The sequence below is a fragment of the Paenibacillus sp. PDC88 genome (genome assembly GCF_900106725.1).
Classification (GTDB): Bacteria; Bacillota; Bacilli; order Paenibacillales; family Paenibacillaceae; genus Paenibacillus; species Paenibacillus shunpengii.
This window is the reverse complement of sequence record NZ_FNNT01000001.1, coordinates 65,701-82,155: the sequence shown is the minus strand read 5'-3', so window position 1 is coordinate 82,155 and position 16,455 is coordinate 65,701. Positions and strand designations below refer to the sequence as shown.

Genomic DNA, 16,455 nt, shown 5'->3' with positions numbered 1-16,455 from the left:
ATTTATTCATGCTGATTCATTTCAGGTATTTTGTAACGTTATTTCTAAACTCTCTCGGCGTCATGCCGTATATGCTCTGAAATACTCGATTAAAGGTTCGTTGACTATCAAATCCAGCATTGCTGCTAATGGTCGTAAAGGATGCGTCTGTGGTACGAATCAACTTTGAAGCGTATTCGACACGGAGAAGGGCAAGATAATTTCGGAAGTTCATTTTTATCCTTTCCGAAAAGATGCGAGAGATATAGTATTTGCTGACAGAGAATTCAGAAGCAAGGGAATCTAGTGTAATCGGTTCGGTAAAGTGATTAGCTAAGTATTCCATGATTTTTTTAGACATGTCCTGGACAGGTATTCGCGGCCTCTCAGTGAGTTCGATTTGGCGAAGAAGATGTGACATGATGATATAAGTAAACCCCAATTTTGTGGCAAAATCCTCGCTGTTATTAATTTGATTAAGAGCATAGACTACATCTTGATGAATATTGGCTCTCGATATTAAAGGTGTAGCCGGTTGAAATTGAATCAGATCAGGAAAAAGACCTCCAAGTATACGAGGATTAAATATAATCAGCATGGCGTCTGCGGGATCCTGTCCAACTCTATAGTACCTGTGTACAATGTCCGGCAATATTAACGCTGCCTCGCCTTCATGCACTTCGTATGCGCTTTCATTTATTTGTATACGCTGTATACCGTTAAAAACATAAAGTATCTCGATATGTCCATGCAGATGAGCAGGAAACGTGAGCTGTCTCGCATTATGTTTAATAATCAAATCACCAGCACGAATCTCATAAAAAGGTATCATGACATGACCTCCGTTGGCGCAGTATTAGACTGCTGGGGATTGGTGTATGTCTATTTTCATATCATGTGTTTGAGTTTAATTCAAGCATTGATATAATCATCATATCGGATATGCGTCTGTCTACTACAGTATTTGATTTTACATCAAATGCTTTTTTTGTTAAACAAATGAGAAAAGGATTGGTGAACAAATGAAAATCGCATTTGTACTGTTCAACGGCATGACAAGCATGGACTTCACTGGATTTTACGAGGCTATCACCTGGTTAGGCATATTAAAGGCGAAAGAGAACGTATCCTGGACCTTTTGTGCGGACAGGGAAGAAGTCACAGATGATCGGGGACTCACGATGAGGGTGAATGAAGTAAGTCCGAATCTAGGGAAGTTTGACCTGGTCTTTGTCCCTGGAGGAATGGTGACGAGAGAACTCCGGAATGATAAGGCTTTTATCGATTGGATCCGGACTGCCGAGAATGTTCCGTATAAGGTATCTGTTTGCACAGGCGCATTATTACTAGGAGCGGCAGGTTTTCTTAAGGGAAAAAGAGCTACCACGAACTCTTCGGCATACGATTTATTGGCTCCGTACTGCGAGGAAGTTATTGAAGCACGTGTCGTTAGGGATGATGGGGTAATTACCGGAGGCGGGGTGACGGCCTCAATCGATTTGGGTTTATATCTCATCGAGTGGCTTACAAATAAGGAAACCGCACATCTTGTACAACAGAAGCTTGAATATCCTTACTATCAGGCTGGTAAAATGAGTGATGTGTATAAAGTGAGGGAGGCTTAGATTTTCTTAGGACTAAGATAATTCCTAAAATACGAAAAAGAAAGTGTGTATTGAATGACCTTGATCTCGTTAGAAAAAGTAATGAAACAAGTAGAAAATCGAACGGTGTTAAAAAATATAGAACTCGTTATCGAGAGCGATTCACATATCGGCATTAAAATGTCGAATGAAGAAAGTTCAGCGCTGTTTGACCTGATCTCAGGGAACCTTCAGCCAACGAGTGGCTCGATTCGAAGAGAAACGAGCTCAATTCTATCATCCATTCAGGATGATGGCTTATATGATACACTGACTGTCTATAGCTACTTAACGTTTTTTAAACAAATTGCCGAATTCCCTCATCCATTAGAAGAGTATATTGCCGCTTTTTCTCTATCCGATGTTTGGCGGACAAAGATTAACAAATTGACAGAAGACCAGAAGAAAAGAGTCAGTTTATTCCGCATGTTTCTATTCCGTGCGGATTTAATATTAGTCCAGAATCCACTCCATAATCTAACGGCTGAAGGAATTGAGCTGTATTTAACGGCACTGGAGTATCTTCGTTCAAATCATACGGCCACCTTAATTACATCCAACTCTATAGAAGAGTTATTGCTATTAAGCCGTGATATATATCGATATAACAGATTAATGGGACTTGAGAAAACGGACCTTGTCAATGAACCGACCCCTGTTACATCTGAATTGAATGAGAGCATTAAGCTTACACCAAACAATGTATTCAAGGTCAGCTGTAAGCTGGCAGATAAGACGATCTTTTTTAGTCCAGACGAAATTGATTATATCGAGAGCATCAACAGTGTAAGTAATATTCGCATCGATGATGATTACTTCCCGACGGATTTAACGATGAACGAACTGGAAGAGAAGTTAATTAAATTTGGCTTCTTCCGATGTCACCGATCTTATTTAGTGAATTTGCAGCGCGTGTCTGAATTGATCAGTTATTCTAAAAATAGTTATACCTTAATCTTGAAGGGGAATTCGAATGTGAAGCTTCCCCTCTCCCGCAGCCGGCTGGAGGAAATGAAACAATTAATTGAAATTTAGAGTACATTTGAGGCTGGAATGAGTACATTTCGGCCTCTTTTTGTTATATTTGAGCTGTTTGCATTACCGTTCGGCGTTATTTTACGACTTTTCTGCTGCCATTCGATAAATTAGAGTACAGAAGGACAACATCATTATCTTTCAATATTTGCGAAGGAGAGAAGAGCGAATGGACAGAAACACTGTGATTTATGCTGAACAATTATCCAAAAAATTCAAAGACGAGTCTGCGCTGAAAGGGCTCGATTTTTCAGTTCAGTCGGGAGAAATTTTTGGCTTTCTTGGACCTTCTGGTTCAGGGAAAACAACAACAATCAAAATATTGACAGGACAATTAGCACAAACTTCAGGAAGAGCTATCGTGTTAGGTAAGCCAGTTGAACAAATGAACGAACGTATTTATGAACAGATGGGTATGGTTACAGATCATAGTGGCATTTATGAAAAAATGACGGTGTACAGCAACTTGAATTTGTTCGCCAATATATTGGGGGTTAAGAAAGAACGTGTAGATTCACTTCTACAGAGAGTTGGTTTATTTGAGCACAAGCGTAAACTCGCCGGCAAATTATCGAAGGGCATGACTCAGCGCTTAGTTCTGGCACGAGCGATTCTGCATCAGCCGAAGGTGCTCTTTCTGGATGAACCTACAAGCGGGTTAGATCCGAGTACAGCCATTTCTGTGCATGAATTACTAATCGAGTTAAAAGAGAATGGTACCGCTATTTTTCTAACGACCCATAACATGGAGGAAGCATCAACGTTGTGTGATCATGTTGCACTGTTAAATGAGGGGCTGATTGTAGAGTATGGAACACCGAAAGCACTATGTCTCAAGTACAATCAGAATAAGAGTTATCACATTTTGTTAAAGGATGAGAGGGAGCTGACACTACCGCATTCCGAAGAAACTGGCCGAAAAATAAATCAATGGATGGCTGATGATCAGCTTGTTACGATACATTCTAACGAACCGACACTTGAAAAAGTCTTCTTGGAATTGACAGGGAGGGAACTACATTGAGCATTTCATTAAGAAAAATAAGAGCCATTACAGGAATGAAATTTCAGACTATTATCAATAATACAGGTGTTATATTAGCACCTATTCTTGCCCTGTGCTTTGTGTTTGCAACCCGAAGTTTATTACCTGATTTAGACGTAAGCAGTGAAGGGATTACGTTCTCAACGAATGCATTTGTGCTAAGCTTTGGGATTGTATTTAATATCGCGATTGCTGGCATCTCCATGAGCAGCAGTCCACTCGCAGAAGAAAAAGAAAAAAATACGTTAAGAGTACTCATGACATCCTCGGTAAACGGCGTAGAGTATCTCATCGGGACTTTGCTGCCGCCCTTATTTATTCTCATTATCGTTAACATTCTGATGATTCCGGTGAGTGGAACCTCATTCGCGGAGGTGCAGTTTGGAAGCTTCTTGTTGATGACAACAGCTGCCAGCTTTATAAGCCTGATTATTGGATATATAGTTGGCATATTTGCAAATAACCAGGCACAGACGGCGCTAGTGACGATGCCAATTACGGTAATATTGACTTCTGTCCCTGCAGTCAAGCTGTTCCATGAAGATTTGTCGGCCATATTGAACTATACTTACACAGGTGTCTTGACGAACTTTACCAACAGTATATTTGCTGATGGTGGTTACCATTGGAATCTGAGAGATATTAGTGTTCTTACCGGCTGGCTCATCATTTCAATTGTCGTATTTGTGTATGCATATAAGAAGAACGGACTGGATCGTTAACCATCCGAATTTCTGAACGTTAGTAATATATAATCTGGTTAGGGAGTGGTAGTTGATGTTTAGTAAAAAAGGGGACAAACGTTTTGATGAAAAGCTGTTACAAAATTATCAGCATGGCTTGCTCTATATTTTGGTGGATCGTCAAACCGGTGTGAATTATCTTCATGTATGGAATCCACAAGGCAGCGGACTTACCCCTTTATTGGATGCGGATGGAAAAGTTGTTGTCGATCCAGTCGAAGGAACGGATCAATAGGGAGCTCTACGGGAAGAAACGTTCAGCGTAGAATTAAACCGTGTTAAAAGATAAGGTCAGCCAGTAATAATGGCTGATCTTTTTATATGATTAGGCAGGTGCTTTCCGAAGATAACCTTATTCGTTATAATTGGTAAAGATTTGGACGTTATATAAAGTATTGTTTGTTGTAATTTGGTTAAAAGCTCCTAGATAATTATAAGATACTACTAGCTTAAATGGAGATTGGGATGTAATATTCATTCAATGGTAGGGGGAGATCATGAATGATGGATGTATTGTTGGTAGATGATGAGCCTTGGGTACTCGAAGGTTTGCGAACCATGGTCAATTGGGACAAATATGGTTTTCAAATCTGCGGGGAGGCCGAGAACGGGAATGATGCTTGGGCCAAGATTGAGAATCTTCAACCGGATCTTGTAATCACGGATATTCACATGCCTTCTGTAAGTGGCCTTGAATTAATAGAACGTTCCAAAAAAACAATGGACAGACCGCCCAAATTTGTTATTTTAAGCGGATATGACAGCTTTGAGTATGCTAAAGTAGCGCTGAATCAGCGTGTAGAGGAATATTTGCTCAAGCCGATTGATGAAGTGGAGATTGAAGGCGTATTGGATATAATCGGACGTAAAATTGTGGAGGAGCACGCTTCAGCAGAAGCTCATCATCGTGAGCATGCGTTATATGTAAATTGTTTGTTCAATCGCCTGCTTCAAGGGGATGACAGCAGTGAACTGCAAGACGAAGTGAATCGAACACTACAAATGGAAGGTCATGAGAACATGGCTTGTCTTCTGATTTCAACGGATAACTGTATGGGAGATGTTAAGCAGCACTTACAAAGTTTTGCAGGAACACGATGCTCCATACCTTTTACGGATTCCGAAGGAAATATAGGTTTGTTTGCTGTCGACATTAATAATTCCTTGAAGCGGCTTGAGGAGCTCGGCAGAAATCTGTTTGAGACATATTCTAACTCTGGCGCAATTATCGTGGCTTTTGGATATCAATTAGGTGGAGCAGGCGCCATGCGTTCAGCATATGAAAAAGCCTTATTTGCGCTCAAATGGAAGCGCTATCAATATAAAACCGGTTTTGTTCGCGATCAAGACTTGCCACCGAACGATAGCCTGGCTAAAGTAAATCAACAAGCACTCGCAGACCTTATGGAAGCCATTTTGGCAGGCGAGACGGACAAGGTGGAATTGAAGGTGCAAGCGCTGCTAGCGAATCCCCAATCTGAGCTGACTGTGTCAAATATTGAATACGTTCGGGTTCAATTGATTGCTCTTGAAATGGGCGTTCTCAGGCAGTTGAAGGAACTGGAGGGGAATGTAGACGCCTTTATACAGCATGTTCAGAATGAGGCAGGTGACATCACGGGGATTAACTCATTTCCTAGGTTTCTGGAGTACGGTCTAATGTTAAGCCGCACGGCTGTGAAGGAGATTCAGGAACAACGGAAACGAAAGGAATTCAGCACCATTTTTCAAGTAGAGCAGTATGTCAATCAGGAATTTCGAGAGAATTTGCGGCTCCAGGAGCTAGCACAGAAATTTCATATGAACGCCAACTATTTAGGGCAAGCATTTAGACAGCAGACGGGCAAGAGTTTTCGGGAGTATTTAAATGATAAGCGAATTGATGAGGCAAAACGTTTGCTGCGTCAAAGCTGTATGACCATTGCTGACGTTGCTGTGCATTCGGGTTATCTGAGTACTGATTATTTTATAAGTCAGTTCAAGCGAATGACTGGAATGGCACCATCGCAATATAGAAAACTACAATAGGATATTAGAAGGTTATGAAGCATGACTGAAGGACGGCGATATAAACATGTTCAGAAAATTCAGGTTCCGCAGCTTTGTGAATGATATTCCTTTAAATTACAAATTTATGCTGATTTATGTCATCGGAATTTTACTTCCCATTCTTGCCAGCTATTACTTGTTCATGGATCGTATGTCAGAGCTGATTAAGGAACGGGAGGAGCATAATTTGCAGATATCATTGGAGAGGGCAAGGAAGGACATTCATACGATGATTGACGGCGGTATTGCTGTCAGTCATGCCTTAATTACGGACAAGCTGCTGTCGGAATCCATGGATCGGGTCTACGATGGGCAGCTAGATTTCTACAGCACATTTGATGATCTGCTTCGCCACCGGGTGACCTCCTATATTCCGACCAATAATCAAATTCAGCGCATTGGCATCTACACGGATAATCCAACTATTGTACCAGGCGGTGACTATTATGTTCTGGATGGTACAATGCGCTCAAGTACTTGGTATAAGCAGTGGGAAGCAGCGGATAAATCTCTAAAAGTACTCGCATATCGCGATCAGGCAGCCAATAACCGTGCTGCTACCGCTTCGTATTTAAGCATCATTGAAAAAATGGACTATTATTACGCGCACAATTCTTACAAGAAGCTGGTACGCATTGATTTCTACCTTAGTCGTTTCTATGACGTGCTTGCAAGAGAAAAAAGTTCACTGGAACTGTATCTAGTTAATGACTTGAATCAAATCATTGTGTCTGCAGATGACAAATATCATGGCGAGGTGGATAACGACTATGCGTTGTTTGATATAAGTAATCTGGAAGAAAAAGACATACATATTGTTCCGATAGGCAAAGCCAGCTATGTAAAAGGCTGGAAGTTAATTGGTGTGCCTCAGGAAACGCGTGTTAAACAAGCTATGTTATCTATGCAGCTCTATTTTGGAATGCTAGCGGGAATTATTACCCTTGTGACTTCTATTTTCATTTATATTATGCTCCGTTCCTATAATTATCGGGTGAAGCGACTATCAAGGCACATGCGAAAAGTGGGGAATGAGAAATTTGAGCTGATTAATATAGACGGCGGGCAAGACGAGATTGGTCATTTGATTCGCAATTTCAATATGATGACTGCTCAAATTAAGTCATTAATCAACGATGTATATAAGCTTGAAATTCAGCAACGAAGCCAAGAGACTGAGCGCATCCGGGCTGAACTTAATTTGCTGCAAAGTCAGATGAACCCTCATTTTTTATTCAATACGTTGAATGCACTCCTTGTGGTTAGTACCAAAAATAATTATGTGGAGGTCAAGGATATTATTAAGGATCTGTCCAAGCTGCTTCGTCGTCTACTGAATTGGAAGGACGATGTGGTCACGCTGGAGGAGGAAATGAGCTTTACAATCATGTACTTGGGGATTGAGAAATTTCGTTTCCGGGATAAATTTGAATACTACATTGATATCAGCGATGAGGCAAAACTTTATAAAATACCGAAAATGAGTATACAACAACTGGCAGAGAACGCTTGTAAACACGGTATACAAGCGATAGAAGGACTTGGCTGTGTGAAGATCCGAGCGGATATCGTAAGTGACCATCTTCGTGTCGTTGTATTCGACAATGGCAGGGGTATGGACAAAGAGCGGCTGCAAGAAGTTCTATATCATATGCGGAGTGAGGAAGAGAGCGGAGGCTACAATATTGGGCTGCGTAATGTATATCGTCGCCTCGAATTGTACTATGACGATAAAGTGAAATTTAATCTGGTAAGCAGGATCGGGGAAGGGACCGAGGTGTCCTTTGAAATTCCATTGCAGCTGCTGGAACGTCGGTTAGAAAAAGGAGGCTTTGACGATGGAATTTAAAGTGCTGTTAATTGACGATGAGCCTTTGGCTCTTGAAGGCCTGCAGTTATTAATTCCATGGGAAAATCTTGGCTTCGAGGTGTGTGGGGTCTGCACAAATGGAGCCGAAGGTTTGAAACAATTGGAGGAGCTGAGGCCAGATCTTGTGATGGTCGATATACACATGCCCGTTATGGATGGCCTGGAGATGATTGAGGAATGGAGACGCAGAGGTCATCAGTCAACCAAATTCATCATTCTTACAGGATACAGCGATTTTCATTATGCTCGAAAGGCGCTAAAATACAGAGTTTCCCGTTATTTGCTAAAACCGCTTGATGAGGAACAGGCGGAGCAGGAGATCCGTCAAATGGGACAGGAACTGATGAAGGAGCAGAAACAGCACTATATTGGCCAGGTCGCTCGGAGAGAGCAGGAACATTTGATGCTGAAGAAAGCGCTGATCGGTGAAGAGTTATCTTCAGAGGAAACTTCTTTGCTTGAGTCTCTATCACAGTCATCAGATCTATGGAACGTATGCCTGATTCAAGGGTCTTGGGAAGATTATGCGCGGTGGAGCAATATTGCTGAGGAGTGCTTGAACGGATCTAAAGCCATGTATATGATTCGCTTGCAGTATAATCTGGTTTCCATCGTATATGAGGATGTTGACCTTAAAGTCCTGGTTACAGGAGACACTGTTCAAAAGCGATTGGAGGAACTGGCTCGCCGTCTGGCGGGCTTTCGTGTATTTATGGCGATGGGAGAAGCCGAATCCTCTCTCACTCGTATCAGCCATTCCCGAGCTGCAGCAGAGAAAGCACTTCTGCATGCTTTTTATGAAGCGGATAAGACCTTAATTATGGATTATAACGAGCTCAAGGATGTTGCATTTCAATGGCATTACGATCAGGTGCAGCTACTGGAAAAAATACTTCGAGCGTTTCAGCTTATTGATCATTCCGCTTACCAGTCCGTTGTGGTGCTTATTGAACAATCCTTTCGCAAGCTGCGGGTTCACCCGGACGAGGCCCGTAAATTTGTAATATACGTGCTTCATGAAATTCGAGCATACATGGGGGTTCAACTAGGAGAGGATGCAGGATCACCTTCCAGCCTTCTGTTCGACATTCCAAATCTAGATGAAGTTCTGCTGACCTTCAACGATTTGATTGTAATGCTTCAATCGTGCGGAAGAGTCTGCTTCGAGCTTTTACTTAAGGAGAACGCGTACGAAGCACAAGGAATCGTACAAGATATTAATGATTATATACATGCGCATTACCGAGAGGGATTAACGATTAAGAAGCTGGCGGAACATTTCTTTATGCACCCTGCCTATTTAGGCCAATTACTGATACGTAAAAATGGAATCGGCTTTAATGAACTGCTTCATAATCTGCGAATTAAGGAAGCCTGCCGGCTGCTACAGACGAATCAGTATAAAAATAGCGAGGTCTCGGAAAAGGTTGGTTACTCCAGCTATCATCATTTTCTAAAGCATTTCGAGAAACGACTGGGTACGTCGCCTAATGAATATAAGAAAAACATCTCCAATGAGCTTCATTGAAACTTACACCAGAAGACCTGAGCTTTTCTCGGAAATAGCTTTAATTCGAATATAGTTTCTTAATAGCGATAATTTTATAATGAAATTGTTCAATTGAAAGGGCTTACATTAAAGCAGGATCAAACTTTGGAGGTGCTTTATGGGGGACAGTAAAAAGAGATTTTTCCGCGCAGGAGCAACATTGTTGCTGTCATTGAGCGTTGTGCTGGCCGGATGTTCTGGCGGTGCAAACGAATCAGAGAGCGGAGGGGAAGGCAGTGAGGTGGGGCCCGACAATCCGATAGAAATCTCGGTATTTCTAAACGAGGCAGGGCAGCAGCCAACCGCTGATAACAAGATCTATAAGAAAATGAAGGAAGAGCTGGGCGTATCATTCAAATTTGAATTTTTGGCTGGTGATAAGAACCAAAAGCTTGGCGTTATGATTGCCGGTGGAGATTATCCAGATCTGATCTCTGCGGATACCAAGCTTACAGCAGCAGGTTCTGTCATTCCGCTTGAAGATCTGATTGAGGAACACGCACCTAATTTGAAAAAGCATTACGAAAAGTACTGGAATCAAATGAAGGATCCAAATGACGGACATATCTATTACCTGCCTAACTACGGTGCATACAACGGTGAAGTGGCGGACACCTACTACAGCGGACCAGCCTTTTGGATTCAAAAAGCGGTTCTGAAGGAATTTGGTTATCCTACTCCGAAAACGCTGGACGAATATTTTGATTTGATCGCAAAATACAAAGAGAAATATCCGACCATTGATGGCCAGCCGACAATCGGTTTTGAGGTTCTCAACTATGATTGGAAGAACTGGGGCTTGCTGAATCCGCCGCAGCATCTAATCGGTCATCCGAATGATGGCGGTGTGGTAGTAAAAGACGGTAAAGCAGAAATTTTTGCTGACAAGGATTATGCCAAAGACTACTATCAGAAGCTAAATGAAATCAATGCACAAGGCTTGCTTGATAAGGAAGCGTTTGCGCAGAACTATGATCAGTATATGGCCAAACTGTCCAGCGGAGCTGTGCTTGGTATGTTTGATCAACACTGGAACTTTGGCAGCGCAGAAGATTCACTTATCACGCAAGGCAAAATTGAGCGTACTTATGTGGGCTTCCCGCTGGTTTATGATAGCAGTATAAAAGACTATTATCGTGACCGCGCAGCTCTAAACCTGAATAATGGTTTTGGTATTACAGTGAGTGCCAAAGACCCTGTCAAAATTATCAAAGTGCTCGATAAGCTTATGGAAGAAGAATGGCAAAAAACACTGACATGGGGTATCGAAGGCGAGGACTATTACGTCAATGATGATGGACGCTTCATGAAGACGCAGGAACAGCGTGACAACGCAGCTGATGCTACATGGAAACTGGCCAATAAAGCAGACGCATTCTATGCTACTGCACCGAAGCTGGAAGGATACTTCAGCGATGGTAATGCAACCTCGGCAAGTAATCAGCCAGAAGAATATCAAGCCAGTCTGAGACCGTTTGACAAGGAAGTTTTAGATGCTTACGGATTCAACAGCTATGTGGATTTCTTCAGTGATCCGCCAGAGAATCCAATCTATTACCCGGCATGGTCTGTTGACCTTGTTGAAGGTTCTCCAGCTAAGATTGCGAACACAAAGCTGAATGAATTGTCTACCAAATATTTGCCAAGAGCGATTTTGGCCAATACATCAGAATTTGATAATGTTTGGAATGAATACGTTTCCGAGATACAGAAGCTCGATATCAAGACATATGAAGACCGCATCAATGAAGTGTTGAAATGGAGAATTGAGAACTGGTCAGTGAAGTAAACGAAATATCGTCAGGAAGGAAGTTATTCTTCCTTCCTGATTTTGTTAGGAAATACGGTTATAAGCCGTTGTTGACATCATAGTAGATAAATTGTCCTTTCATTCTTCGATCAATTATAAAGATGGGTAGGGAGCTTGATATTATGGAGGAAATTGTAGTGGGAACCGATCCGCACAACCCGAAGAAAAAACGGAAGATTAGGAAAATGACCTGGCAGAACATTAAAGCACAGAGACAGCTAATATGGATGTCTGTTCCTCTGCTTGCTTACATTATCACCTTTGCTTATGTGCCGATTTGGGGCTGGACGATGGCTTTTCAGGATTATAAGCCTGCTAGAAGCTTTTCACAGCAAACCTGGGTAGGGTTTAAGCACTTTGAGTTTTTGTTTACAGATGATAATTTCTTGCGTGTGCTTCGAAATACGCTAGCCATGAGTATTATCAACTTAATTTTAGGCTTTGTTACTGCGATTATTCTGGCACTTCTTCTTAATGAGATCAAAAAGGTCATGTGGAAGCGTACAGTACAGACAATTTCTTATTTGCCCCATTTCCTATCATGGATCATTGTTACGGGCATTGTGGCAACATCACTCGCTTCTGATGGCATTGTCAACGATATATTAATGAAGCTGAACTTAATAAATGAGCCCATACTATGGCTGACGGAAGGAAAGTATTTCTGGGGTGTTGTTGCGGGTTCACATATTTGGAAAGAAGTCGGTTGGAACACAATTATCTATTTGGCAGCTATCGCATCCATTGATCCAGCGTTATATGAAGCATCCGATATTGATGGAGCAAATCGCTACCAAAAAATGTGGAATATCACTTTGCCGGGTATTAAGCCTACGATCGTCATTCTGTTAATTATGCAAACGGGTCATATTCTTGAAGCAGGATTTGAGGTTCAATACCTGTTAGGTAATGGATTGGTTGTAGACTGGTCTGAAACGATCGACATCTTTGTACTTAAATACGGCATTGCACAAGGCAACTACTCATTAGCGACTGCTGGAGGAATATTCAAGACCGTAGTCAGCATTACAATCCTGCTCTTAGCGAATTGGACCGCCAAGCGGCTTGGGGAAGAGAGGCTGTTATAATCATGAAAAAAACACCATTGTCTGGTTCAGGAAATACGATACCTCTTTCTGTCCGTCGTCCGGGCAGCAGGGGAATCGAACCGCTTTTGTTCAATACTTTCAATACTATCTTTATGATTATGCTGGTTATGGTTACATTGTACCCATTCCTGAACACGGTTGTCGTTTCATTTAATGCAGGGAACGACACAATTCGCGGTGGTCTATATTTATGGCCTCGTGAATTCACGCTGCAGAACTACAAAGCTGTGTTTGCATCAGGTACAATCTACAATGCTTTTCTTATTTCAGTTGCTCGTACGGTTCTTTCAACTGTGCTTAATATTTTCTTGACCTCTATGCTGGCTTACACGCTGAGTCGCCGTGAGTATGTTTTCCGTAAACCAATTACGACCATTTTTGTTCTGACCATGTACTTCAATGCAGGGCTCATCCCAGGATACTTCCTGATTAAGGACCTGAATTTGATTAATTCTTTCTGGGTGTATGTCTTGCCTTCAATGGTCAGTGCGTTCAACTTGATCGTTATCCGTACTTATATATACACCATCCCTGAAAGTTTGATTGAATCAGCAAAAATAGATGGTGCGGGAGACTTTAAGATTTTCTGGAGAATTATATTCCCATTGTGTAAACCGGTTCTCGCAACCATTGCACTCTTCGTCGCAGTTGGTGCTTGGAACTCCTGGTTTGATGCTTTTCTCTATACTTCTTCCGTTCAAGAGCTGAGCACACTCCAATATGAGTTAATGAAGCTGTTATCCTCAAGTATGAATGCTAACAGTAATCCTTCAGTAGCGAATGGTATAGGGATGGAGCATGCAACCCAGGTAACGCCGATTTCGATTCGCGCTGCAATTACGATTGTTGCTTCGGTGCCGATCTTGTTCGTATATCCGTTCATGCAAAAACACTTTGTTGTTGGACTAAATGTCGGGAGCGTGAAAGAATAAATGCCACAACTTCAATCACAAACAATCCGCTACGCCAATCCGATCCTTCCCGGTTTTTATCCGGATCCAAGTATCGTGAAGGCGGAAGATTATTTTTATCTTGTGTGTAGTTCGTTCGAGTATTTCCCCGGAGTGCCGATTTTTCGAAGCCGGGATCTGATCCATTGGGAACAAATCGGTAACGTTCTTGATCGAGTCAGCCAGCTTGATTTGACCGATCAAAAGAGCTCGGACGGAATCTATGCCCCTGCAATTCGTTACAACAAAGGCACATTTTATATGATTACGACAGATGTAAGAGGTATCGGTAATTTCTACGTTACAGCTAAGAACCCAGCCGGACCGTGGTCTGATCCAATCCGTATCCCTTATGGCGGTATTGATCCATCCTTGTTTTTTGATGATGATGGCAAAGTATATGTAACAGCCCAGCAAGGAGCGGATTACGATTCCCACGCCATTCAGTACGAGATCAATATTGAGACGGGAGAAGCACTTTCCTCACCTCAAGTTGTTTGGCATGGGGATGGTGGACCATGGACTGAAGGGCCGCATCTGTACAAAATTAACGGAAAGTATTATATGATGTCTGCATCCGGTGGAACGGCTAAGGAGCACCGCGAAATCATCGGGAGAAGCGATCATCCTTATGGTCCGTTCGAACGCTATCCTGAGCCAATTCTAACCCACCGCAATCTGGATCATCCCATCCAGTATCTAGGACATGCCGACCTAGTGGAGGATCATCATGGCGACTGGTGGGCGGTATTCCTTGGCGTTCGATTGACCGAAGACGGATACAGTGTGCTCGGGCGGGAAACGTTTCTTGCACCGGTCATTTGGAATGATGGCTGGCCGCACATTGATAACAATGAAGGAACGGTAAGTCTGGACATGGTCGTTCAGCGCTTGCCGATGACTGAGCCTTCGAAACCGGAGATCCAATCAGCGATCACGCAGGGCCGGGACGACTTTGATGAAGAGCTAGGGCCACATTGGATGTCCGTGCGTAACCCGTCAGAAGGAACCTGTTCTCTTTCGGAAAAGCCAGGTTTTCTTACTCTCTATGGCCAAGAGGCAAGTCTCAGTGATGTTGGACAAATTACTTTTGTCGGACGAAGACAGCAGCATCTTCAGGCCACATTTAAAGCTTCGATGTCGTTCAGTCCGGCTGCCGATGGTGAAGAGGCAGGTCTGTGTATTCGTCGGGATGAGGATGCGCATTATGAGCTTGGCATTAGACAGTCCGAAGGTCGAAGAATGATTTTTGCCCGACTGACGGTACGTGGAGAGTCACAATGCGTGCATGAGAGCGAGACTGAAATGGAGGAGCTAGTACTCCAAATCAAGTCAACAGAAAATGGATACCAGCTATCTTGCTCGGCAGACGGAATGAACTGGATGGACTTGGGTGCTGGCTCTGCTCGTGCAATATCTCCGGAGGACTTTGTGCATAAGATGTGCTTCACTGGCGCAGTAGTCGGGCTATATGCCACTGGTAATGGTCAGGTAAGCCGCACCCCTGCATATTTTGACTGGTTCGAGTATGGGATAATCTAGCACTTAGGCGTTAGTGCAGGGAAGCTGGGATGGTGAATTCATTCAGCAATATACGGAGGGGAATCATGGACACTTATCGAGAAGAGGTACCATTAAAGACACTGTACAAGGATGCTTTCCACATTGGAGCTGCAGTGAATCCGAGAACAATCGAGAGCCAGCGTTCATTACTGAAATACCACTTTAACAGCTTAACAGCAGAGAATGAAATGAAATTCTCTAGTGTGCATCCACAGGAGGATCTGTACACGTTCGAGAATGCAGACATCATAGCGGCATTCGCGAGAGAACAGGGCATGGCGCTTCGCGGCCATACGTTAGTCTGGCATAACCAGACGCCAGATTGGCTGTTCGAGAACGAATCAGGTGGTCTGGTAGAGAGTGATGTGTTGATGGAAAGACTTCGCTCTCACATTCAGACTGTAGTTGGCAGGTATAAGGACGTCATTTATTGTTGGGATGTCGTTAATGAAGTGATATCTGATGATGAGAAGGATGAGAGCGCATATCTACGGTCTTCCAGATGGCTCGATATCGCTGGAGAGAGCTTCATTGCAAAAGCGTTCGAATTCGCTCATGAAGCAGATCCAAAAGCCCTGTTATTCTACAACGACTATAACGAGTCCAATCCGCATAAGCGGGAACGCATCTATCGACTCGTTCGTTCGCTGCTGGATCAAGGCGTGCCGATTCATGGGATCGGTTTGCAGGCACATTGGAATTTGTACGCCCCGTCTCTGGACGATATTCGTTCCGCAATTGAACGGTATGCACAGCTCGGGCTGCAGCTGCAGCTTACTGAACTCGATGTGTCTGTATTTCGCTTCGAAGACAGACGTACGGATCTGGTTCATCCAACGAAGGACATGTTAGAGCTGCAGGCAGAGAGATACGAATCCATTTTCCGTCTGCTTCATGAATATCGCGAACACATCAGTGCCGTGACATTTTGGGGGGCAGCTGATAATTATACCTGGCTGGATGATTTCCCTGTCCAGGGACGGAAAAACTGGCCGTTCTTGTTCGATGAGAAGCAGCGTCCCAAAGAAGCCTATCAGCGTGTTGCGGGAATAGCTGCGCCCATGAACTGATCAAGAAATATGTAACCTAAACAAGCATTGAGTTACGCAT

Annotated in this window: 14 protein-coding genes; 13 read left to right on the top strand and 1 reads right to left on the bottom strand. The window is 42.9% G+C overall.

The annotated features are described in order from the left end of the window. Positions 1-16 precede the first annotated feature (16 nt). On the bottom strand, positions 17-811 hold the full coding sequence (locus BLW49_RS00350; protein ID WP_090722533.1) for a helix-turn-helix transcriptional regulator: 795 nt from the start codon (positions 809-811) through the stop codon (positions 17-19). A 190-nt stretch (positions 812-1,001) separates the two neighbouring features. Between BLW49_RS00350 and BLW49_RS00345 the strand changes: the two genes are divergently transcribed. The 13 genes from BLW49_RS00345 (at position 1,002) to BLW49_RS00285 (ending at position 16,415) form a co-directional block, all read left to right on the top strand. Continuing rightward, on the top strand, positions 1,002-1,604 hold the full coding sequence (locus BLW49_RS00345) for a DJ-1/PfpI family protein (protein WP_090722531.1): 603 nt from the start codon (positions 1,002-1,004) through the stop codon (positions 1,602-1,604). Positions 1,605-1,685: 81 nt separating this feature from the next. Next, a complete protein-coding gene (locus tag BLW49_RS00340; protein WP_256209517.1) occupies positions 1,686-2,657 on the top strand; it encodes a LytTR family transcriptional regulator DNA-binding domain-containing protein in 972 nt (323 codons plus the stop codon). A gap of 169 nt (positions 2,658-2,826) precedes the next feature. Continuing rightward, the gene (locus tag BLW49_RS00335; RefSeq protein WP_090722529.1) at positions 2,827-3,681 is read left to right on the top strand and encodes an ABC transporter ATP-binding protein; all 855 of its coding nucleotides are present in this window, start codon (positions 2,827-2,829) and stop codon (positions 3,679-3,681) included. Continuing rightward, positions 3,678-4,424 (top strand): ABC transporter permease subunit, encoded by a 747-nt coding sequence (locus BLW49_RS00330; protein WP_076310830.1) that lies wholly within the window; start codon positions 3,678-3,680, stop codon positions 4,422-4,424. Before BLW49_RS00335 ends, BLW49_RS00330 begins: the two co-directional genes overlap by 4 nt. Before the next feature lie 55 nt (positions 4,425-4,479). Further along, positions 4,480-4,680 (top strand): DUF6440 family protein, encoded by a 201-nt coding sequence (locus BLW49_RS00325; RefSeq protein WP_076310829.1) that lies wholly within the window; start codon positions 4,480-4,482, stop codon positions 4,678-4,680. Between the two features lie 266 nt (positions 4,681-4,946). Then, positions 4,947-6,473: a response regulator transcription factor gene (locus tag BLW49_RS00320; protein ID WP_090722527.1), complete on the top strand. Its 1,527-nt coding sequence runs from the start codon at positions 4,947-4,949 to the stop codon at positions 6,471-6,473. A 46-nt stretch (positions 6,474-6,519) separates the two neighbouring features. After that, positions 6,520-8,343 (top strand): sensor histidine kinase, encoded by a 1,824-nt coding sequence (locus tag BLW49_RS00315; protein ID WP_090722525.1) that lies wholly within the window; start codon positions 6,520-6,522, stop codon positions 8,341-8,343. Beyond that, positions 8,333-9,892 carry a response regulator transcription factor gene (locus BLW49_RS00310; RefSeq protein WP_090722523.1) on the top strand — a complete coding sequence of 520 codons (1,560 nt, stop codon included), beginning with the start codon at positions 8,333-8,335 and terminating at the stop codon, positions 9,890-9,892. Before BLW49_RS00315 ends, BLW49_RS00310 begins: the two co-directional genes overlap by 11 nt. Positions 9,893-10,031: 139 nt before the next feature. Continuing rightward, positions 10,032-11,702, top strand: a complete 1,671-nt coding sequence (locus BLW49_RS00305; RefSeq protein ID WP_076310825.1) for an ABC transporter substrate-binding protein — start codon at positions 10,032-10,034, stop codon at positions 11,700-11,702. A gap of 143 nt (positions 11,703-11,845) precedes the next feature. After that, positions 11,846-12,811, top strand: a complete 966-nt coding sequence (locus BLW49_RS00300) for an ABC transporter permease (RefSeq protein ID WP_076310824.1) — start codon at positions 11,846-11,848, stop codon at positions 12,809-12,811. A gap of 113 nt (positions 12,812-12,924) precedes the next feature. After that, positions 12,925-13,764, top strand: coding sequence for a carbohydrate ABC transporter permease (locus tag BLW49_RS00295; RefSeq protein WP_371264526.1), 840 nt, complete (start codon positions 12,925-12,927; stop codon positions 13,762-13,764). Continuing rightward, positions 13,765-15,324, top strand: a complete 1,560-nt coding sequence (locus BLW49_RS00290; RefSeq protein WP_090722521.1) for a glycoside hydrolase family 43 protein — start codon at positions 13,765-13,767, stop codon at positions 15,322-15,324. 65 nt (positions 15,325-15,389) lie between these two features. Continuing rightward, the gene (locus BLW49_RS00285; RefSeq protein ID WP_177178606.1) at positions 15,390-16,415 is read left to right on the top strand and encodes an endo-1,4-beta-xylanase; all 1,026 of its coding nucleotides are present in this window, start codon (positions 15,390-15,392) and stop codon (positions 16,413-16,415) included. The last annotated feature ends 40 nt before the right edge of the window (positions 16,416-16,455 follow it).

Bases quoted from the DNA above. Each gene is read 5' to 3' on its own strand.
- BLW49_RS00310 (WP_090722523.1), top strand. From the start codon at position 8,333: ATGGAATTTAAAGTGCTGTTAATTGACGATGAGCCTTTGGCTCTTGAA.
- BLW49_RS00340 (WP_256209517.1), top strand. From the start codon at position 1,686: ATGAAACAAGTAGAAAATCGAACGGTGTTAAAAAATATAGAACTCGTT.
- BLW49_RS00350 (WP_090722533.1), bottom strand. From the start codon at position 811: ATGATACCTTTTTATGAGATTCGTGCTGGTGATTTGATTATTAAACAT.
- BLW49_RS00325 (WP_076310829.1), top strand. From the start codon at position 4,480: ATGTTTAGTAAAAAAGGGGACAAACGTTTTGATGAAAAGCTGTTACAA.
- BLW49_RS00315 (WP_090722525.1), top strand. From the start codon at position 6,520: ATGTTCAGAAAATTCAGGTTCCGCAGCTTTGTGAATGATATTCCTTTA.
- BLW49_RS00295 (WP_371264526.1), top strand. From the start codon at position 12,925: ATGATTATGCTGGTTATGGTTACATTGTACCCATTCCTGAACACGGTT.
- BLW49_RS00335 (WP_090722529.1), top strand. From the start codon at position 2,827: ATGGACAGAAACACTGTGATTTATGCTGAACAATTATCCAAAAAATTC.
- BLW49_RS00320 (WP_090722527.1), top strand. From the start codon at position 4,947: ATGATGGATGTATTGTTGGTAGATGATGAGCCTTGGGTACTCGAAGGT.
- BLW49_RS00345 (WP_090722531.1), top strand. From the start codon at position 1,002: ATGAAAATCGCATTTGTACTGTTCAACGGCATGACAAGCATGGACTTC.
- BLW49_RS00290 (WP_090722521.1), top strand. From the start codon at position 13,765: ATGCCACAACTTCAATCACAAACAATCCGCTACGCCAATCCGATCCTT.
- BLW49_RS00300 (WP_076310824.1), top strand. From the start codon at position 11,846: ATGGAGGAAATTGTAGTGGGAACCGATCCGCACAACCCGAAGAAAAAA.
- BLW49_RS00305 (WP_076310825.1), top strand. From the start codon at position 10,032: ATGGGGGACAGTAAAAAGAGATTTTTCCGCGCAGGAGCAACATTGTTG.
- BLW49_RS00285 (WP_177178606.1), top strand. From the start codon at position 15,390: ATGGACACTTATCGAGAAGAGGTACCATTAAAGACACTGTACAAGGAT.